14 protein-coding genes are annotated in these 20,192 nt (G+C 56.3%); 1 reads left to right on the top strand and 13 read right to left on the bottom strand.

Annotation, left to right across the window (positions count from 1 at the left end; genetic code table 11):
* Window positions 1-109: 109 nt before the first annotated feature.
* The 3 genes from ACTUHY_RS08920 to ACTUHY_RS08910 all read right to left on the bottom strand — a co-directional run bounded on the left by ACTUHY_RS08920 (window position 110) and on the right by ACTUHY_RS08910 (window position 6,170).
* Complete coding sequence (locus ACTUHY_RS08920; RefSeq protein WP_442827461.1) at window positions 110-3,259, bottom strand: efflux RND transporter permease subunit; 3,150 nt, start codon at window positions 3,257-3,259, stop codon at window positions 110-112.
* 13 nt (window positions 3,260-3,272) lie between these two features.
* Window positions 3,273-4,424 carry an efflux RND transporter periplasmic adaptor subunit gene (locus tag ACTUHY_RS08915; protein ID WP_442827460.1) on the bottom strand — a complete coding sequence of 384 codons (1,152 nt, stop codon included), beginning with the start codon at window positions 4,422-4,424 and terminating at the stop codon, window positions 3,273-3,275.
* 108 nt (window positions 4,425-4,532) lie between these two features.
* A complete protein-coding gene (locus tag ACTUHY_RS08910; protein WP_442827459.1) occupies window positions 4,533-6,170 on the bottom strand; it encodes a hypothetical protein in 1,638 nt (545 codons plus the stop codon).
* A gap of 211 nt (window positions 6,171-6,381) precedes the next feature.
* On the opposite strand from ACTUHY_RS08910, the gene ACTUHY_RS08905 reads away from it, so the two are divergent.
* Window positions 6,382-7,797 (top strand): FAD-binding oxidoreductase, encoded by a 1,416-nt coding sequence (locus ACTUHY_RS08905; RefSeq protein WP_442827458.1) that lies wholly within the window; start codon window positions 6,382-6,384, stop codon window positions 7,795-7,797.
* Between the two features lie 255 nt (window positions 7,798-8,052).
* On the opposite strand, the gene hydE is transcribed toward ACTUHY_RS08905, so the two are convergent.
* From hydE to ACTUHY_RS08855, 10 genes are all read right to left on the bottom strand, one after another.
* Window positions 8,053-9,162 (bottom strand): [FeFe] hydrogenase H-cluster radical SAM maturase HydE, encoded by a 1,110-nt coding sequence (hydE, locus tag ACTUHY_RS08900; protein ID WP_442827457.1) that lies wholly within the window; start codon window positions 9,160-9,162, stop codon window positions 8,053-8,055.
* A 13-nt stretch (window positions 9,163-9,175) separates the two neighbouring features.
* Window positions 9,176-10,480, bottom strand: a complete 1,305-nt coding sequence (locus ACTUHY_RS08895; RefSeq protein WP_442827456.1) for an APC family permease — start codon at window positions 10,478-10,480, stop codon at window positions 9,176-9,178.
* A 1-nt stretch (window position 10,481) separates the two neighbouring features.
* Window positions 10,482-11,219: a gamma-glutamyl-gamma-aminobutyrate hydrolase family protein gene (locus ACTUHY_RS08890; RefSeq protein ID WP_442827455.1), complete on the bottom strand. Its 738-nt coding sequence runs from the start codon at window positions 11,217-11,219 to the stop codon at window positions 10,482-10,484.
* A gap of 27 nt (window positions 11,220-11,246) precedes the next feature.
* Complete coding sequence (locus ACTUHY_RS08885; protein WP_442827454.1) at window positions 11,247-13,664, bottom strand: homocysteine S-methyltransferase family protein; 2,418 nt, start codon at window positions 13,662-13,664, stop codon at window positions 11,247-11,249.
* Window positions 13,661-14,362 carry a vitamin B12 dependent-methionine synthase activation domain-containing protein gene (locus ACTUHY_RS08880; protein WP_442827453.1) on the bottom strand — a complete coding sequence of 234 codons (702 nt, stop codon included), beginning with the start codon at window positions 14,360-14,362 and terminating at the stop codon, window positions 13,661-13,663. Before ACTUHY_RS08880 ends, ACTUHY_RS08885 begins: the two co-directional genes overlap by 4 nt.
* Before the next feature lie 13 nt (window positions 14,363-14,375).
* On the bottom strand, window positions 14,376-15,239 hold the full coding sequence (locus ACTUHY_RS08875; protein ID WP_442827452.1) for a methylenetetrahydrofolate reductase: 864 nt from the start codon (window positions 15,237-15,239) through the stop codon (window positions 14,376-14,378).
* 132 nt (window positions 15,240-15,371) lie between these two features.
* Window positions 15,372-15,923 (bottom strand): phosphoribosyltransferase family protein, encoded by a 552-nt coding sequence (locus ACTUHY_RS08870; RefSeq protein WP_442827451.1) that lies wholly within the window; start codon window positions 15,921-15,923, stop codon window positions 15,372-15,374.
* A 134-nt stretch (window positions 15,924-16,057) separates the two neighbouring features.
* The gene (locus ACTUHY_RS08865) at window positions 16,058-16,366 is read right to left on the bottom strand and encodes a hypothetical protein (protein WP_442827450.1); all 309 of its coding nucleotides are present in this window, start codon (window positions 16,364-16,366) and stop codon (window positions 16,058-16,060) included.
* Window positions 16,367-16,424: 58 nt separating this feature from the next.
* On the bottom strand, window positions 16,425-18,533 hold the full coding sequence (locus ACTUHY_RS08860; protein ID WP_442827462.1) for an RNA degradosome polyphosphate kinase: 2,109 nt from the start codon (window positions 18,531-18,533) through the stop codon (window positions 16,425-16,427).
* Window positions 18,533-20,092, bottom strand: a complete 1,560-nt coding sequence (locus ACTUHY_RS08855; protein WP_442827449.1) for a Ppx/GppA phosphatase family protein — start codon at window positions 20,090-20,092, stop codon at window positions 18,533-18,535. Before ACTUHY_RS08855 ends, ACTUHY_RS08860 begins: the two co-directional genes overlap by 1 nt.
* Between the last annotated feature and the right edge of the window lie 100 nt (window positions 20,093-20,192).

Here is a 20,192-nt window from a genome sequence, read left to right as displayed (position 1 = left end):
AATGGAATAGAGACTATTATATCTGTTTCAATGAAAAAAAGCAAAGATTTTCCGAGAAAAAAGGGGCTGTGAAGAAATGAGAAATCCATTTCTTCACAGCCCCTTCATCTTATTTCTGTTCTTCCGGAATAGGATCATCCACGGAGCCGATGGGCACCTTGGGATGGAACACCTTTTCGATGGTCAGGAACAGCACCGGTACCAAGAACAGGCTCAGGAAGGTGGAGGCCATCATGCCGCCGATGATGGCGGTCCCGATGGACGTCCGGCTGCCGGAACCTGCGCCGCTGGCCCAGGCCAGAGGCACAGCCCCGATGACCGTGGAGAAGGCGGTCATCAGGATCGGGCGGAGACGGACGGTAACCGTATCCACCAGTGCGGGCATGACGGCCCAGCCGTCGTCCACTCTCATCTTGGCATACTCCACGATCAGAATGGCGTTCTTGGCGGAAAGACCGATCAGCACAATCATCCCGATCTGCAGATAGATATCACTGGTGAGTCCCCGGAGGTACTGGAAGCCCACAGCCCCCATAACGGCCGAAGGCACTGCGAAAATGATGCCCAGCGGCAGGCTCCAGCTTTCATACAGGGCGGACAGACACAGGTACACGAATACCAGGGAAATCCCGAACATCAGGAAGGAGGAACTGCCGGCGGCTTTTTCGTCCCGGCTCTGGTCCGTCCACTGATAGGTGTATCCGCTGGGCAGCTGGCTGTTCAGCACCTCTTCGATGGCACTGATGGCCTGGCCGGTGGAATACCCGCTGGCGGGAGACCCGGCGATCTTGGCTCCACGGGCCCCGTTGAACCGGGTGATGACCGGTGCGGCCGGGATTTCCTTGCTGGTCACCAGCGCGCTCAGGGGCACCAGAGCCCCGGTGTTGCTGGCCACATACAGATTGGAGAAGCTCTTTACATCTCCTCTGTATTTGGGGTCAGCCTGGATGACCACTTTCCAGGTCTTGCCCAGCAGGTTGAAGTCGTTGACTTCACTGCCGCCCAGGTTGGCCTGGAGGGCGGTGAACACGCTGGATACCGGTACATTCAGGCTTTCCGCCTTGGCCCGGTCCACATCGAACTGGAGAGCCGGCGTGTTATCCGTAAAGGTGGTGTAGATGGTGGCGACTTCCGGTCTCTGCCGGATCTTGGCCAGTACACCCTGCACATCCTTGGCCATTACCGCCGTATCATGGCCGGTGGTATCCATAATGTACAGACTCAGGCTCCCGGTGTTGGACAGACCGGGGAGTACGGCCTGGTTGAAGGCCATGCCCGTAGCAGCCGGATTCTGGTTCCCCAGGATGTTCAGTTTCTTCAGGACGGAATATACACTCAGATCATCGGTAGTCCGGTTCTGGATGTCATCCAGCTTTACCGGCAGGATGGCCGCGTTGGGCTTCAGGCCCATGGACAGCACATCGATGCCCACGATCTGCAGCACATGCTTCACTCCGGGGATTTTCCGGATTTCCGCCACCATGTCATTGGTGACCTTGGTGGTCCGGTTGGTGGAAGCGGATTCCGGCAGGGAAACCGTCATCATGGCAAAGCTCTGGTCTTCATCCGGCAGGTAAGCGGAAGGAATCAGCTTGAAGAACATGCCGATCAGCACAAAGACGATGGCCAGGCCCACCAGCCCCAGTTTGAAGTGGCGGAGCAGCCGTTTCACGTTCTTCACATATTTTCCCGTAGTCCGTTCCAGCCACCGGTTGAAGTAGCCGAACATTTTGCCCAGAAAGCCCTTGCTGCCGTTGGGATCCTTGGGTTTGATCACCATGGCGCACACCGCCGGGCTCAAAGACATAGCCACTACGGCAGAGATACTCAGGGCCACCACGATACTCAGAGCGAACTGTTTGTACAGCACCCCGGTGATTCCGCTGAGGAAGGCTACAGGCAGGAACACGGCCAGCAGCACGAAGGCGGTGGCCACAATGGCCCCGGACACTTCCCGCATGGCGTTGTAGGTGGCTTCCTTGGGATCCATCCCCAGGGCATCCACGTTGTGTTCCACGGCTTCCACCACCACGATGGCGTCGTCCACCACGATCCCGATGGCCAGCACCAGGGCGAACAGGGTCAATGTATTGATGGTGAAATCAAAGATGATGAAGGCCCCGAAAGTCCCCAGCAACGAAACCGGTATGGCCAGGGTGGGCACCAGGGTAGCCCGCCAGCTCTGCAGGAACACCCAAGTGATCAGTACCACCAGCACCAGGGTTTCCACCAGGGTGACCACCACTTCTTTCAGGGATTCCCGTACGTATTCGGTGTTGTCCTGTACGATGGTCAGTTTCAGATCCGGAGGGAAGGATTTTTCCGCTTCCGCCAGCACTTTTTTCACTTCCGCCACGCTTTCCAGGGCATTGGCATCGGTATTCAGGCTGATGGCGTAGTTCATGGCGTTCTTCCCGTCCAGTTTGGAGGTGACGCTGTCATCCCGGGGACCAAATTCCACCCGGGCCACATCCTTCACCCGGAGCAGATTTCCGTTTTGGTTCTTGATGATGATGTTGCCGAATTCGTCCGCTGTGCTCAAACGGCCTTTGACCCGGGCGGAATACTGGAATTCCTGATCCGCCTCATTGGGCCGGGCCCCGATGCTCCCGGCAGGAGCCTGGACGTTCTGGCTGGCGATGGCGTTTTTCACATCTGCTGCCGTTACCCCCAGCTGGGCCATCTTCATAGGATCCAGCCATACCCGCATGGACAGTTCCGGTCCGTATTCGCTGACTTCTGAAACCCCCTTCACCCGCTTCAGGGCATCCACGAACTGGGTAGCCCCATAGGTCTTCATGAACAGGGTGTCATAGGTGCCGTTGGGGGAAGTCAGGGCGAAATACATGATGGTTTCCGCCGACTGCTTCTCGGTGGTGACCCCATAGGTGCTTACTTCACTGGGCAGGGAGGCGGAAGCCTGGGCCACCCGGTTCTGTACCTTGACGGAGTCCATATCCGGATCCGTCCCCAGTTCGAACTTCACGTTCAATGTATAGTTCCCCTGGTTATCACTGGTGGAGTTCATATCCACCATGCTGTCCACCCCGTTGACCTGCTTTTCAATGGCCTGGGCCACAGATTCCTCCACAACCTCAGCACTGGCGCCCACGTAGTTGGCGGAGACGCTGATCCGAGGATTGGAAATCTGGGGATACTGGGCAATGGGCAGGTTGTAGGCCGAAATGATCCCCACCAGGGTGATGATGATGGCAATGACGCAGGCAAATACAGGGTGATCAATGAAATACTTTGCCACTTACTGTACCTCCTTACTTACCGCTGGTGGTTGTATCCGTGGTGTCCAGATCCGCTTCCGTCATGGGAGAAGCGTTGACTTTGGCGCCTTCCTTCAGCTTCTGGACCCCTTCCACCACTACGGTTTCCGTGCCGTCCAGGCCGCTCTTCACCAGCCACAGTTTCCCGACCCGGGCACCCAGCTGGACTTCCTTCATGCTGACGGTATTGTCATCGTTGATCACATAGACGAAATGCTTGTACATCACATCGGTGACCGCCCGCTGAGGAACCAGGATGGCATTGGGCACCAGGGAACCCACCACGGTCAGATTGGCGAACATGCCGGGCAGCAGCACCCCGTTGGGGTTCTGGAATTCCGCCTTCAGAGTCAGAGTACCGGTGGAATCGCTGACGCCCCGGTCCACCTGGGTCACGGAGCCTTTTTCCGGATAAGTGGTACCGTCGCTGAGTTTCATGGTCACATTCTGGAGCTTGGTGCCGTTATTGGTATTCCCCTTCATGATATCCAGGTAATCCGCCTGGGATACGGAGAACCGCACCCGCATGGGATCACTGCCGGAAATGGAAGTGAGCACCGTGGAGTTAGCCGTTACGAAAGACCCTTCCGCCAGGGGATTGGTATCGATTTTCCCGGAGAAAGGTGCCACGATCTGGGTATCGCTTACATCCACCTGGGAAGAAGCCAGGATGGCGGACTGGGCATCCACCGCAGCCTGGGCCTGGGCCAGCTGGGTATTGTACTGGTCTGCCGTCTGTTTGCTCACTGCCCCCTGTTCATACAGGGTCTGGTACCGGGAGGCATCCCGCTGGGCATTGGCCAGGGTAGCCTGGGCATTGGCCAGATTGGCCTGGGCGTTCAGCACGGAGTTCTGATAGTTCCGAGGGTCGATCACATAGAGCAGCTGTCCGGCTTCCACATAATCCCCGCCGTTCACCAGCTTCTGGACAATGGTCCCTGTTACCTTGCTCTTGATCTGCACATCGTTGGCCGCTTCCACGAACCCAGTGTAATCATAGGTAATGGGGGTATCCCGTCTGATGACCTTCATGGACTTGACCGCCACATCTCCCGCCGCCGGAGTCGTCTTTTTGCCGCAGCCGGCAACGCCTACCAGCAGAAGGAGAGCCATCCCGATGGATATCGCTTTTTTCTTTCCTAACATGGACAATCCTCCTAAAATCCTGCCCTTCCGGGCATGTACTGCAATCATGGAAATACTTATAGAAAACCTTGTATATTATATCCTATGCAATTTCCAGATTCAAACCTGTTATTTCGATGTTTTTTCTCTCTTTTCTTCCATTTTTGCTTCTTTTTTCATGTTTCCTTCATTTGACTGGCTAGTCAAAAATACTTCCCCGGGACGGTTTTTTGTCAGGAAGGGCAGGACTTTTTCTGCTTCCAGATCGTATTCTTTCTGGTCTCCGTACAGAAGGCCCAGAGCCTCGCCGTCGAAATAATAGCCGGTGATGTCTTCCGGTTTCAGCATTTGTCCACTGGCTGCCGTTTCCTTCTCCGCCATCTTCCAGAATTTCCTCCAGGGATGGACCATATCCCGGAGAGCCACTTCTTCTCCCGTTGCCATATTGAAATTGTAGCAGCGAGTAATGGCTTCGCTCCGGTCCCGTTCCGTCAGGAGCCCCAGGATCATCAGGCTGGCATATTTTTTCCCGGTATACTTCACATCATAATCCAGGTTCAGCCGGGTACCGATGGTCACATCTTTCAGCTGGCTGCGCACAAAGGATTCGATGACCCGATTCACTTTCCAGGCCAGTTTCCCATCCAATTTCTGGAAATGGGGATAAGTGACGGCTCCCGTATCCGTGGCCACCTTCAGCGATACGATTTCATATCCCCCATCTCCGGTGACCCGGGCTGCGTTAGCATAGGTAGGACGGCTGTACAGCTCCGCCTGGAAGCCCACATTCCGAGGTTCCCAGCCTCCGGCCCGGTATTCCCACACCGTCCGCACGGATCCCAAGGGATCCGCATTCAGCACCCCGACCACCTTCTGTACCGTAATGACCTCATCCACTCCATCGCCATTCACATCCAGGGCACTGAGCTGGCTCAAGTTCTGGATATAAGGCCGGAGCCCAGACTGTTTCAGGCTGCCGTCTTCATTATATACATTCAGGTTCCGATAGGCTTCCTTTTCATGGGAAAGATCCAAGGTCATATCCTGTTTCAGGGTGGGGAAGGCCAGCCTTGCCTGGTAACCCGGCAGATAAGTACCTACCATGGAGATCCCCCGGTTCTCTTCCTGTCCGAATACTTCCTGGAGCTTCCCATCGATCACATCCAAGATCCGGTAGGAGACCAGGCCTCCGGAGCCGCCGCTGGGCGCCGCGATGATCACATCAGGATAGCCGTCCCCCGTCACGTCTGCCAAGGTCAGGTAGGCATTGTACCCGCCCAGATTCTGGGGCCGGAAGTAATATTTCACTTTCGCCGGATCCTTGGCCTCCAGTTCCCGGACAATCAGGTACATATCTCCCATGAAGCTGGATTTCTCTACCACTGGATTCCCCATGAGATCCACCACTTCTTCCCGGCCGTCCCCATCGATGTCCCCGATGGCTTCGCTGATCAACTGTCCGTGCTGGATCGTGAAATCCACTTCCCGTGTCTTCCGGAGAGGGGCCGTTTGGAGAAGGGCTTGGCTCTCTATCTTTTTCCCTGCTGATGCTGGTACCTTTCTCCCCGTTCCAGCCTGGGGCTGGCTGCCTGGTTTCTTCCCGGCCTTCATTCCAGCTGAAGCCTTTTCAGCCGTCTTTTCCCCGCTCTGGGCAAACGTCCGCAGATCTGCGGCCGGTTCTGCTCCAGCAGCTGCCCAGGACGGCAGGCAAAGGCTTCCCGCCAAGACCAAGCCGAGGACCATCTGTTTTGCTGTATATCGTTTCATATTCCACCCACTCTTATCCTTTCCGAGAGACTTTATGGGACCATTATACTATAGGTTGGCTTTTTTCGCCTCCTTTTCCCGGAAAGATTCCCTCCCCAAGGATCTCCTAAAATTGTCACTGATTAGCGAATATTAAGAAAGTTCTTTACTTGTAAGAAGAAATTGATTATACTAAGCCTACGTTTTTGTTATAAAGGGAGGAACTTGAACCATGATCGATTATCAGCCCATTACACCGGATGTGCTGGAGGCACTCCGTGGGATTTCTGGAAAACGGGTCATCACCGGAGAGGACATCAATCCGGATTATGCCCATGATGCCATGCCCATCTACGGCATCGGCATGCCGGAAGCCACCATCGATGTAGAAAGCACAGAAGAGATTGCCGCCATCATGAAGCTGTGCAATGCCCATCACATCCCAGTCACCGTCCGGGGAGCAGGGACCGGCCTGGCCGGCGGTGCTACGCCGGTCCAGCAGGGGCTGGTACTGTGTACATCCCGGATGAACCAGATCCTGGGCTACGATGAAAAGAATATGAACGTGCGGGTGCAGCCCGGTGTCCTGCTGGATACCTTGTCCAAAGACGCCCTGGCCCATGGGATGTTCTATCCCCCTGATCCGGGTGAAAAGTTCGCTACCCTGGGAGGCAACGTCTCCACCAACGCTGGAGGGATGCGGGCCGTCAAATACGGGACCACCCGGGATTATGTCCAAGCCATGACGGTGGTACTGCCCACGGGGGAAATCGTCCGCCTAGGGGCTCCTGTCTCCAAGACCACCTCTGGCTACAGCCTGCTGAACTTGATGATCGGATCCGAAGGGACCCTGGGGATCATCACGGAGCTGACCCTGAAACTGATCGCTCCGCCCCAATGCCATGTGACCCTTATCGTCCCCTTTGCAGAACTGGCAGATGGGATCGGAGCCGTACCGGCCATCAAACATTCCAGCCTGGATCCCCAGACCCTGGAATTCTTTGAAAAGGAAATCCTAGAATCTTCCGAAGCCTATATGGGCAAGAGCGTCTTCCCCAAAGTGGTGGAAGGCCAGGAAGTAGGGGCTTACCTGCTGGTGACCCTGGATTCCAATGACCGGGATCAGCTGGACAAGCTGGTGGAAGAAGCCGCCGAGATGCTCCTGGAAGCCGGAGCCCTGGACGTGCTGGTCGCCGATACCCCCATGTTCCTGGAGAAGACCTGGGCCGCCCGTTCCGCCTTCCTGGAAGGCATCGAGGAACAATTCGCCCTGCTGGACGAATGCGATGTGGTGGTCCCCGTTTCCCAGATCCCGGATTTCGTCCTGTACATCAAGGAGATCCAGGGAGACTTCCCCTTCGAAGTGAAGATGTTCGGCCATGCTGGAGACGGCAACCTGCATATCTACACCTGTGCCAATGAGATGGACCTGGTGGAATTCAAAAAATCCGTAGAACAATTCATGCATCTCCTGTATGCCAAGTGCACGGAGCTGGGAGGCCAGATTTCCGGAGAACACGGTATCGGCTTCGGCAAGGTCCAGTTCCTGGCAGAAAACCTGGGAGATACGCCCATCCGTCTGATGCAGGGCATCAAGGAAGTATTCGATCCCAATTTGATCTTGAATCCCAATAAGGTATGCTTCTAAAAAAGGGGGTGTTGCACGTTACGTGCAACACCCCCTTTCGTCATACGTCAATCGTCATACGTCATACGCTTTTGGAAATCAATTTTCACAAATTGATTTTGAAACTTCAAAACTGACTCCATAAATCAACTGATTTTCTTAAATTCGAAGCCAGCAAAGCTGGCTTCCATCGGCGTATGACCTATGACGTATGACGGGCTGTTGCATGCGCAACAGCCCCTTTATCAGCAGTCAACGGTCAGCGCCGGGAAAATCCTATTTCCCGACACCCCCATGCTCCCGGAAATAATGGGGCGAATCCCCCCACTTCCCGAATCCCACGGTATCCCCTACAGAGGCCACCCGGGCGGATAGGCAATTCCGGCACTGGTCCGGACTGTCTTCCACACAGGGCTTGTTGTCATAGAGCAGGTAATCAGGCCGGAATTTGGGCAGGGTCACAATGGGCATCAGGATGTTGGCCCCGGCCTTCAGCCCCAGTTCCCGTCCCAGTGGATTCAGGGCCTGTAGAGCGGTAGTAGCGGCAATGTTCACGTCCTTCAGGAACAGCCGGGTCACGGCGATCATATTCAGCCCCAGGATGAACCGGTGCTGCTGGGCTTCCGGAGTGTTCCCCCCATCCGCCACCACCTGTTTCCCCAGAGGGGTGTTGTGATGGACCACATAGGGCCCCATACCGATCATGTCGATGTCCATGTCCCGGTAGAACAGGATGTCATCCGCCAGGTCTTCCAGGGTTTGGCCCGGCAGGCCGATCATCACTCCGGTGCCCACCTGGTACCCCAGTTTCCGGAGGATTTCCAGGCAGTGCTTCCGGACGGTCCATTCATGATGGCCGTCCCGGGGATGGAGGGTGGCATACAGCGCCGGATTGCTGGTTTCGATCCGCAGCAGGTACCGGTGGGCCCCCGCCTCCAGCCATCGCCGGTAGGTCTCTTCCGTCTGTTCCCCCAGGCACAGTGTGAGCCCCAGTTTCCCGTCACTGAGCTTCTTGATGTCCCGGATCAGTCCTTCCACAAAGGCGATGAATTCCTCGTCCTGGCGTTCACCAGATTGGAGGGTCAAAGATCCGTACTGGTTGTCCAGGGCCCATCGAGCCATGGCCAGGATGTCCTCCCGGGCGGTATCGAACCGTTCCACTTCTTCATTGTCCCGGCGGATACCGCAGTAGAGACAGTTTTTGATGCACCGGTTGGAAAATTCCAGGAGGCCCCGGTAATAAGCCACCCGGCCCACCGAAGCGCTTTTCACCTGGTAGGCGGCATCGTACAGGGCCTTCCGGTCTGTCGGGTCCGTCAGCCCCAGCAGGGTGACCAGATCCTCCCGGTCCATATTTTCTTTATGCAGCAGTGTTTGGAGATCCATAACAATCCTTTCTTTACTCTTCCTTCTCTTTGATCAGGCCCCGCTTCTTCTTGCTGGCGTAGACGAAGTAATAGGGCAGGATCACCAGGCAGCCGCCCAGGCCCCATACCAGCTGCATGGTCTTGGCATTGGACAGCATCCACAGGCTGGTGACCACAGCGATCACCGGAATGGTGATGCCCCCGGGGATCTTGTAGGTCCGGGGACGGTCCGCCCACTTTTTCCGGAACACGATCACTGCCAGGCAGGTGGGCAGGTATTGGGTGAACCGGGATACGGCGCTGATGGCCGCCAGGGTGGTGAAGCTGCCGCTCCAGGCCAGGGCAATGCTCAAAACGGCGATGACGATACTGGCCACATAGGGAGTCCCCCAGGGAGTCCGTTTGGCCAGGATTTCTGGCAGCATCCCGTCTTCGGACAGGGAGGTGCAGGCCCGGGGTGCGATGAAGGCTTCCGCCATGTTGATGCCCCCCATGGAGAACAGGGTGCCCACCAGGATGATGTAGGCCCCCACCGGTCCCAGGATCCGTCCGAAGGCGGTCTGGATGGGTGCCTTGTCAGCAGCCAGGTCCGGCCCCAGGATACCGATGGAAATGGCCACCACCAGCATATAGATCACCGTCACCAGGAGCATGGTCAGGATGATGCCCCGAGGCAGGTTCTTCTTGGGCGCCTTGAAGTCTTCCGCCCCTACCGCAATGGCTTCAAAACCGGTGAAGGCAAAGAACATGGTAATGGCGGCGTTGGCAAAAGCTCCTTCTTCCAAGTGGGCCGGCACAAAGGGAGTGAAATTGCTGCCGTTGATGAAGAAGATCCCCAGGGCAATGAACAGCACCAGGGGCACCAGTTTGGATACGGTGAGGATGTTATTCAAGTATTTGGAAGCCTTCACCCCGGCGATGTTCAGAGCGCTGAGCCCCCCGATCAGCACCGCCGCAATGATGTCCTTAGCCTGTTCCCCGGCAAAGGCCGGGAACGCAGCCCCCAGGGCGGTGGCAAAGCCTACGGCCATGGCGGCCCAGGCGATGATGGTCACCACCAGCTTCAGCACCCCGATCTCATAGCCCCAGAAATCTCCGAAGGCGGCTTTGGCGTACAGGTAAGGTCCCCCGTTCCGGGAAAAGAACCCGGCGGCTTCTGCAAAGCACAGGGCCAGAGCCCCGGCCAGGAAGGCGTCGAACAGCAGGATGCCCAGGGAAGCCGGACCCATCAGGGCATAGGCCCGGTTAGGCAGCAGGAAGATCCCGGTACCGATGATTCCGTTGATGCCCAGCAGGATAATGCTGAGCAGCCCGAATTTTTCTTTTTTCTCCGTCATGTTAAGCTTTTTCTCCTTTGGCTGCTGCGATGAAATCCCCAAAAAGGGCTTTGGCCTGGGCATTGTTGATGGACATCATTTCCGGATGAAACTGGTAGGCCATCAGGTAGGTGTCCCCGGTGCCTTCCATGATTTCCACGGTACCGTCCTTGGCCCGTCCGGTGACCTTCAGCCCCTCGCCCACCTGGTGTACCGTCTGGTGGTGATGGGTGTTGGTGACCCACTCCGTCCGGCCCAGGATCCGAGCTGCCCGGCTCCCTGCTTGGATTTCCACTGTATGGGTGGGAGTAGCAGGATCCTGGTTCTGGGAATGCTTCACATAGGAATTTTTGTCTAGAGACAGGTCCTGGTACAGGGTTCCTCCATGGGCCACATTGATGATCTGGCAGCCCCGGCAGATGCCCATCACCGGGATCCCCCGCTTTTCCGCTTCCGCCAGCAGCAGCAGGTCGAACCGATCCCGGGCCGGCCACACCGGCCCGATCTGCCGGCAGGGTTCCTCCCCGTACAGGAGGGGGTACACATCGTGGCCCCCGCTGAGCACCAGCCCGTCCACCCGGCTCATGATTTCCCGGGAAGCTTCTTCATCTTCCGTAAAGGGTACCAGGATGGCCACCCCTCCGGCTTCGTTCACGGAACGGATATAGTCGTCATTCACATAGGAACGGTGATACCCAGCAAAAACGCCGCGGCCATCCACCATATGGCTTCCGGAGACGCCGATCAAAGGTCTTCTCATGTTTCTTCTCTTCTTTCTGTATTAGGATTATTTATGGAACAGCTGATTGGCATAATGGACGCTGGCGACGGCATTGGCTCCATAGAAATCGGCGCCGATGGTCCGTGCATATTCTTCGGTCATCACGGCGCCCCCCACCATGACCCGGCAGTCCGGCAGCGCCTGGCGGAGCTGGCGGATGGTCTCTTCCATGGCCCCTACGGTGGTGGTCATGAGGGCACTGAGCCCCACCAGTCTGGCCCCGTATTCCTGAGCGGCTTTCACCACTTCTTCCGGGGGCACATCCTTCCCCAGATCGATGACCTGGTAGCCATAGTTTTCCAGCAGCACTTTCACGATGTTCTTGCCAATATCGTGGATATCCCCTTTTACGGTGCAGATGACGATAGGATCACCTTTTTCCGTGGCAGTTCCTGTGGCAATGGACTGCTTCAGGATTTCGAATCCCGCTTTGGCCGCATCGGCGCTGACCAACAGCTGGGGCAGGAACAACTTTTTCTTTTCGAACATATCCCCCACGATATTGAGGGCTGGGATCATGGCTTCATTAATGATGTCCAGGGCTGGCTTCCCTTCTGCCAGCTGCTTTTTGACCCCGTTTTCCACCTGGCTGGTGAGTCCTTTCACAATGGCTTCTTCCAGTTGATATTCCTTCTGGAAGCCTTTGGCCACCGGTTTGGTATCCCCCTGGGATTTGGCCACCGCCACCATCTGAGGAGCGTCTGCAAAATATTCTACATACTTCTTGCAGCCTTCGTCCTTGCCGCTGAGAGCCCCGTAGGCAATATAGGCTCCCATCATGGCCCCGCTGTTGGGATTGATGATCCCCGCGGAAAGGCCTGCCTCCATGGCCATAGCGAAGAAGGCGCTATTCACCGCATCCCGGCTGGGAAGCCCGAAAGAAATATTGGAGACCCCCATGACGGTCTTGATGTTCCGAGCCTTCAGCTGCCGGATCACTTCCAAGTCGATTTGGGCATTCTGGCCTCCGGTACTGATGGTCATGGCCAGGGGATCCATCACCATGTCTTTGGCGGGGATCCCGTATTTTCCAGCTTCAGCGATCACTTTGTCTGCCACTTCCAGCCGGCCTTCTGCAGTATCGGCAATGCCTTTTTCATCCAGGCATAGCCCTACCAGGGCGGCCCCGTACTTTTTGGCCAGGGGCAACACTTCCGCCATGTTTTCCGCCTTGCCGTTGACGGAATTCAGCAGGGGACGGCCGTTGTAAATCCGCAGGGCCCGTTCCATGGCTTCGATGTTGGAGGTGTCGATCTGGAGCGGGACGGAGGTGATGGACTGGAGGGTGAGGATCACCTTTTCGATCAGGGCGGGTTCGTCCACCCCTGGCACTCCCACGTTCACATCCAGTACCTGGGCCCCCTTATCCAGCTGTTCCAGGGCCAGCTGGCATACATAGTCCATATTCTGGGCCTTCAGGGCCTCCTTCAGCCGGGGTTTCCCGGTAGGATTGATCCTTTCCCCGATGATCACTGGCATCCCTTTGAAATCCACCGCCCTGCCGTAGCCGGCAATGGCGCAAGGAGCTCCAGACCGGGGAGCCGGCAGGGGGATATCCCGGCAGGCTTCGATGAGTCTGGCGATATGCTCTGGTGTAGTGCCACAGCAGCCCCCTAGTACAGATACCCCGGCTTCCGCGAAGGGCACCATCAACGGCGCATAGCCAGAAGCATCAATGTGGAATACGGTCTTCCCATCCTTCTGGACCGGCAGCCCTGCGTTGGGATTGGCCACCAAGGGGATATCCACGGCCTGGAGGGCCCTGGGCACCAGTTTCACCAGGGTATCCGGCCCCTGCCCGCAGTTGAAGCCCACAGCCACCGCTCCTAAGGATTCCGCCATCACCAGGGCCGTGGTCACATCAGCCCCATTCAGCAGCTTCCCATCTTCGTCGAAAGTAAAGGTGCATACAACGGGCAGGTCTGAATTCTCCTTGGCCGCTAGGATGGCCGCCTTAGCTTCGTAGCTGTCGCTCATGGTCTCGATCAGGATCAGATCCGCTCCAGCAGCAGTTCCCGCCTTTACCTGCTGGGCATACAGGGACACCGCTTCTGCAAAGGGCAGATCCCCGAAGGGCTGGAGCAGTTTCCCGGTGGGCCCCAGGTCCAGGGCCACAAAGCCATCCCGGCCTTCCGCAGCAAAGGCAGCCCGGGCGTTTTCCACTCCGGCCCGGACCAATCCTTCCACTTCCGGCTGGCCATGGGTGGCTCCGAACTTCAGGCCATTGGCCCCGAAGGTATTGGTTTTCAGGATATCCACCCCGGCCCGGACATAGGCCTGGTGGATGGCCCGGACCTTCTCCGGATGGAGCAGGTTCCAGATTTCCGGCAATTCTCCCGGTTTCAGGCCGGCTTCCTGGAGCATGGTCCCCATGGCTCCATCAAAGAACAGCCGTTTGGTATGCAAAGCTTCTGTAAAATTCATAGTTCCTCCTGACGAAAAGGACAGTCCACATTACTGCAGGCGACGCATTTGTTTCTCTTACCGCAGCGGCTTTCTTCCGCAACAGCCGGTTCTTTCCCGCTCCGGTCGATGCCGATCACCGCGGTGACGCTTTTGGTGGGGGCCATGATACCCCCGGCGGTCAAGGTCAGCCCGATGGTCTTGGGACAGTTGAGGAGACGGAAGATCTTCTGCTGTTCCCCCAGGTCCCAGTCCCCGTACCCAGGGGAAAACCGGCTCCGGTACTGCCAAGTGTTTGGCAGCTCCTGCTTCCACAGGATTTCCTGCTGATCCAGGTAGCTTTCGATCAGGGACGCAGCCACCGCCTGGGCTGCCGCCCCTTCTGCAATGCTGCGGATGCTGATCCGGCGTAGAGCCGTATCCACCCGGGCGCCCAACGTGGCCCCGAACAGCAGCAGGGCATCGCAGCCTGCCAGGTGCCGGGCCAGGCCTGAACTGACAAATTCCGTACCGTCTTCTAGGATCACTCGGCCCTTTTTTCCCTCTGTACCCTGTACCACCTGACAGCTCCACTGCTGGAGGATATTCCGGGGCTGGACTTCGTTCCGCAGCTGGAGAAAGGCCCGGTCCACAGTGATCCTTGCCTGATCATCCCCCGGCCGGGCCCCGAAATACCGGAGGGCTTCTTTTTCATCGAACTGGATCCGCAGGTTTCCCATGGCGCAGCTCCTTTCAGCAGCGGATGATTTCCGACAGGCTGCTGCGGATGCCCCCGATGATATCCGGTTTGTTCATGGTGTAGATGTGGATATTGGTGAAACCGTTGGCGATCAGGTCCACGATCTGTCCGATGGCGTAAGCCATCCCTGCCTGCTTCAGGGCAGCCGGATGATCGGCGAACCGTTCTGCCATGGCCCGGAGAGGCGCCGGCACTGGAGTTCCGCTCAAGGTGAAGATCTTTTCGATCTGTTTCAGGTTGGTCACCGGCATGATCCCGGCCACCACCGGCACATGGATGCCTTTGGCCAGCATCCGGTACATGAAATTGTAGAACATGGCATTGTCGAAGAACATCTGGGTCACCAGGAAATCGCAGCCGGCTTCTACCTTCATTTTGGTATGTTCCAGGTCTTCATCCAGTCCAGCAGCCTCTGGATGGCCTTCCGGATAAGTGGCACCTCCCACGCAGAAATCCCCGTAGCTCTTGATTTTTTTCACCAGGTCGCTGGCATGGGCATAGTCTCCCAGAGGATGGTCCTGGCCCTGGGGCAGGTCTCCCCGGAGCGCCAGTACATTTTCCACATGGGCGGCTTTCAGCTGGTCCAGGACCCCTTCGATTTTCACTTTATCGGCTCCCACACAGGTGAGATGGGCCAGGGCCGGTACCCCGCACCGTTCTATTTCGGACACCAGGGCCACGCTTTTGCCTACGGCGGTCCCGCCAGCCCCATAGGTGACACTCATATAATCCACGCCCTGGATGGCAATGGTCCGGACGATTTCCTGGGCATGCTCCAGTTCACTTCCCTTCTTGGGCGGGAACAGTTCGCAGGATACGCAGACTTTCGGACTCTTTAATAAGTCTATGATTTTCAAAGAAGCTACCCCCTCATTCAGAAACAAAAGTATATCTTTTCATTTTAACGCAAAAAGCCTCAAAAAAGCAAAGCTTTTTTGAGGCTGAAGAAGGGGTTGTTGCACCGGTCGGGCAACAACCCCTTCGCTTTCTCATTCTGCTTTGAACAGCGGCAGATCCGCCAGGACGATGATGTCTTTCCGTCCGATGGAATCCCCCTCGGCCAGGATGGCCATCTTTCCGTTCACTGTTCCTCCGGCTTCCGACACCAGCTCTTCCAGAGCTTTCATAGATCCCCCGGTACTGATCACGTCGTCCACCAAGGTCACCTTATGGCCCCGGACCCGTTCGATGTCTTCATCCTGGAGGCAGAGCATCTGCTTGCCCTGGGTGGTGATGGACTCATCTTCCACGATCAGCGGATGTTCCATATAGGCCTTGACCGATTTCCGGGCCACGATGTACCGGGGCATCCCCAGGATCCGGGCCATGGCTTGGACCAAGGGGATCCCCTTGGTTTCCGCCGCCATCAGGATATCCGTATCCGCTGGCACCTTTTTGGCCAGTTCCGCCGCCGTTTTTTCCACGATTTCCGTGTCTCCCAGGATCACGAACCCGGCAATGGCCAGGGTATCCGAAATATTGATCACTGGCAGGGACCGTTTGACCCCTGCCACTTCCAGTTCATAAAACCGTTTTGCCACTTGGCACCCTCCCCGCTCTCTTTTGCGCTGCCTTTATCCACAGGCTGAATTCCCGTATTTTCTCAGGTTTTCCCCTCTCTATCAGGAATTATCCACAATACAGATGTTTATAAGTGGATAACTCTGTGCATAACTTACAGATCGTTGGTCATCCGGGGTGGCATGCTCCATTCCACCAGCACCCCGGTATCCACCCACAGCCGGGTGAGTGCCTGCTGACAATCCTGCCAGCTAGTCCGGGGATCCACGGTGATCTCCCCGAAATGGTAGGTGCATTCGTCCGTGGGGACTTCCAGTTTCCGGGGCTGGTTCAAAAAGTCCCGTACCTTCTGGGCCGCTTCTTCCCCGTCCGGAATGAAAACCGTCATTTCATGGGTTTCTTCGTCATAATCCAGATATCCATAATGTCCATTGTAATTTAAGGTTACACTTTGCACTGCCATCTCTCGCACCGCACCTCTCTTTATGATAAGCCATTATATCACAAAAAGGGTCCCTCCGTCATTCTTCCCTGCGGACCATAGGCTTCAGCCGCTGTTCCATGGGCATGGATTTTTTAGGAGCGTGGGATTTGGCCCGCTGCATCATGGCTGCCTGGACGCTGATTTTCTTCCGGCCGTGGGGATAGGCCCGGCGCCAGGTCCCGTTGGCCATCATCACATGGGCTCCCACATTGTCTTTCAGGCACAGGTCCAGGAATTCCTTCACCCGTTGGATATGGGCCTTCCGTTCCACCGGGAACAGCAGTTCCACTCGATCGTTCAGGTTCCGAGGCATCATATCCGCGCTGGACAGGTAGAGCTCTTCATCCCCGTTGTTGGCGAAATAGTACACCCGGCTATGCTCCAAGAACCGACCGATGATGGACCGGACCGTAATATTCTCACTGACCCCTTTGATTCCCGGCCGCAGGCCGCAGATTCCCCGGACGATCAAGTCGATCTTCACCCCAGCCTGGGAAGCTTCGTAGAACTTCCGGATTACAGGCTGGTCGATCAGGGAATTCATCTTGGCAGCGATATACCCGGTACCGCCTGCCTTCACATGGGCGATTTCCCGATCTACCAGCTCATAAATCTTTTCCCGGAGCCCGATGGGCGCCATCACCAGTTTGTTGAACACGGGAGGTTCCGAATAGCCGCTGAGCACGTTGAAGAAGGCTGAAGCATCCTGTCCGTACTGGTCATTGGCGGTCAGGAGCCCTAGATCCGTATAGAGCTTAGCGGTCTTGTCGTTGTAGTTCCCGGTGCCCAGGTGTACATACCGTTTGATTCCATCCGCTTCCTTCCGGACAATGAGGATGATCTTAGAGTGAGTCTTCAAGCCCATGAGACCGTAGATTACGTGGCAGCCGGCTTTTTCCAGCCGTCGGGCCCAGACGATGTTGTTCTCTTCGTCGAACCGGGCCTTCAGTTCTACCAAGGCCGTGACCTGCTTGCCGTTTTCCGCTGCCCGTGCCAAAGCCGCCACCAGGGGAGAGTTCCCGCTGACCCGGTACAAGGTCTGTTTGATGGCCAGCACCTGGGGATCTTCCGCTGCTTCTGCCAGCAGTTTCACAATGGGGTCAAAGCTTTCGTAGGGATGGTGGAGGAGAATGTCATGTTCCCGGATTTTTCCGAACAGATCCTCATAATCCGGCAGTTCCTCCGGCTGTTGACCGATATAAGGCGTGAACTTCCATTGTTCCATGCCGGGCTGGTCGATGAACTTGTTCAGGAAGGTCAGATCCAAAGGTCCCTGTATCTCATATACATCCCGGGGCGCCAAGTCCAGGTTTTTCACTAGGAAATCCTTCAGGTATTTGTCATCGGTGGCATTGATTTCCAACCGGACCGCCGCGCCTCTCTTCCGTTTCCGCAGGGACCGTTCGATTTCCTTCATCAGGTCCTGGGTGGCATCTTCCTCCACTTCCAAGTCGCTGTCCCGGGTAATCCGGAAGGGAACCATATCCACGATGACAAGGCCTTTGAACAGATCCTGGCAGTGTTCCATAATCAGATCTTCCAGGAACACATAGGCCCGTGCTCCATCCTTTCCCACCAGGGAAATGAACCGGGGCAGCACCGAAGGCACCTGGACGAAAGCGATCTTCTGCTCTCCTTTTTTATCCCGGAGTTCCACAGCGATGTTCAGGGATTTATTGGCCAGGAAGGGAAAAGGCCGGGCTGCATCCACTGCCATAGGTGTGAGCACAGGGAAGACCATTTCCTGGTAATAGCTCTCCAGTTCCCGCCGCTGTTCCTCCGTTACATCCTTCACCCGAGAGAAGCAGACGGCATATTTCTCCAGTTCATTGACCAGAGCAAAGAAGTACCGGTATTTCAGCTTCATCTGGTTATGGGCGGAAAGAGCGATTTCCCGCAGCTGGTCCCCGACGTTCAAGCCCGCTGCATCCACCCGGTCCACTCCGGCGGCTTCCTGCTCGATGAGCCCCGCCACCCGGACCATGAAGAACTCATCCAGGTTGGAGGCAGAGATGGCTACGAAACGCAGCCGCTCCAAAAGGGGCAGATTCCGTACCCCAGCTTCCCGCAGCACCCGCAGGTTGAATTTCAGCCAGCTCAGTTCCCGGTTCACGTAATACTCTGGTTTGTTCAGATCGATCTTCATCATTTCTCCTCTGCTTTCTCCAACACCGGCTGCAGGCCAAAGACTTCTTCAAAGAAGCTGCCCCGCTTGCCGAAAGTCCATTCTTCTAGGGAAAGGTTTTCCCGGCTCTCGGCCAGGACCCGCAGTTCATTGCCCCGGATTACCACTTTGCAGCCGCGGATCTTCTGCCGCCCGCTGATGTCCAGAGAATCCGCCAGCCGAAGGATGGCCGCCAGCTTGGCCACCAGCGGAGGGATGCTGCTTCCGAAATCTTTGGGTTCATTCCCATTCAGTTCCGGCCGGTCCAGGGTGTACAGATAGGAAATCTGGGCGATGGTATGGCACTGTTCCACACTGAAGCCCAAAAGATCCGCACTGTCGATCAGGTAATAATTGTACCTGTCGTAAGTCCGCATAGAAGCGTACTTCCCGATGTTGTGCAGATAGGCCGCCGCCCGCAGCAGGATCTTATCTTCCTGATCCAATCCCTGAGAAGGTGCCAGGGCGTCAAAGAGAGTACAGCACATTTTTTCCACCCAAGCTGCATGGGGTGCATCATAGTGGAAACGGTTCCCGATGCTCCGGACCAGGCTCATCTGGATGTCCAGCATCTCTTCCAAAAACTTCCGATCCAGCTGCCGGGCGATGTAGAGAAGCTTCATCCCGTCCACGAACCGGTCCACCGGCATAAGGATCTTCTGGGCTCGAGACATTTCCATGAGCAGCTGGCAGAGAGTGATGGCCGGAAGGGCCACTTCCGTCTCTTCCGGACTCAGGCCGAACAGTTTCTCCAGTTGGCTTTCTTTCAGCCGGTGGACTTTTCTATAGAAATCAGCCACTTCCTCCGCTGTAAAGGAAATGTTTTCCTTCCGGGTCTGTTTCTTTCCGAAAAGATCCAAGAGCACCTGGCTTTCCGTCCCTGTGAGCACCAGCATGCTGATGGTCTCATCCTCCAGTTCTTCCGCCACCACCCCGATCCGGTCCTGGAGATATTCCTTCAGGGCTTGTTCGAAATAGATGCTGGACCGTTCGTTCCGGGTGAACTGTTCCTTCAGCCGGACCAGCCCTACATGGAGATTCTGCTGGAATTTCACTTCCCGGTTCTTCACATAAGTAAGTCCCAATCCCCCGGACGAGATATCCGCCAGAAGGACCCCTTCCCGAGGCATAGGCAATTCCGGCCGGATTTCCATTGTCCGTAGCAGGGAAGCCATCTTAGTGTAGATTTCCCGGGACATATTCACCACTTCGATCTGGAAGCCGGTCTTCACCAGCACCTGATCCAGGAAATACTGCTGGTTCTCTGCTTCCCGTACGGCAGTGGTAGCCTGGAGAATATAGGATTTCACTCCGTATTCCCGCATCACCTGGCGGTACCCTTTGAGGATCTCCACGATCTGCAGCATGGTCCCGAAAGAGATCTTCCGAGTCTGGAAAGTCTCTTCCCCCAGCCGGACTTTGTTGCGCAGTTCCGTAATGATCCGGACATCATCCAATCCAGTATATTCTATCAGCTGCATGGTGATATTCTCTGATCCCAGATGGATCACCGCTGCTGAACGCAATCTCTTCTTTGCCATAGATTCCTCCTCGCCTTGGGTATAACCCTGTTTGTCCTACCCCCCGGGGGGCAATCGTGTTATACTAAGTTTAGTTTAACACTTCTCGTATAAGAAAAAA

The organism is Acidaminococcus nyctereutis, assembly GCF_052216985.1.
GTDB classification, from domain to species: domain Bacteria; phylum Bacillota; class Negativicutes; order Acidaminococcales; family Acidaminococcaceae; genus Acidaminococcus; species Acidaminococcus fermentans_A.
This window is presented reverse-complemented; position numbering and strand designations above follow the sequence as displayed.

What these genes read in the sequence shown, in the direction of transcription:
- ACTUHY_RS08910 (WP_442827459.1), bottom strand. Translation starts at nt 6,170, where the DNA reads ATGAAACGATATACAGCAAAACAGATGGTCCTCGGCTTGGTCTTGGCG.
- ACTUHY_RS08885 (WP_442827454.1), bottom strand. Translation starts at nt 13,664, where the DNA reads ATGAATTTTACAGAAGCTTTGCATACCAAACGGCTGTTCTTTGATGGA.
- ACTUHY_RS08905 (WP_442827458.1), top strand. Translation starts at nt 6,382, where the DNA reads ATGATCGATTATCAGCCCATTACACCGGATGTGCTGGAGGCACTCCGT.
- ACTUHY_RS08895 (WP_442827456.1), bottom strand. Translation starts at nt 10,480, where the DNA reads ATGACGGAGAAAAAAGAAAAATTCGGGCTGCTCAGCATTATCCTGCTG.
- ACTUHY_RS08880 (WP_442827453.1), bottom strand. Translation starts at nt 14,362, where the DNA reads ATGGGAAACCTGCGGATCCAGTTCGATGAAAAAGAAGCCCTCCGGTAT.
- ACTUHY_RS08855 (WP_442827449.1), bottom strand. Translation starts at nt 20,092, where the DNA reads ATGGCAAAGAAGAGATTGCGTTCAGCAGCGGTGATCCATCTGGGATCA.
- ACTUHY_RS08865 (WP_442827450.1), bottom strand. Translation starts at nt 16,366, where the DNA reads ATGGCAGTGCAAAGTGTAACCTTAAATTACAATGGACATTATGGATAT.
- ACTUHY_RS08860 (WP_442827462.1), bottom strand. Translation starts at nt 18,533, where the DNA reads ATGAAGATCGATCTGAACAAACCAGAGTATTACGTGAACCGGGAACTG.
- ACTUHY_RS08890 (WP_442827455.1), bottom strand. Translation starts at nt 11,219, where the DNA reads ATGAGAAGACCTTTGATCGGCGTCTCCGGAAGCCATATGGTGGATGGC.
- ACTUHY_RS08915 (WP_442827460.1), bottom strand. Translation starts at nt 4,424, where the DNA reads ATGTTAGGAAAGAAAAAAGCGATATCCATCGGGATGGCTCTCCTTCTG.
- hydE (WP_442827457.1), bottom strand. Translation starts at nt 9,162, where the DNA reads ATGGATCTCCAAACACTGCTGCATAAAGAAAATATGGACCGGGAGGAT.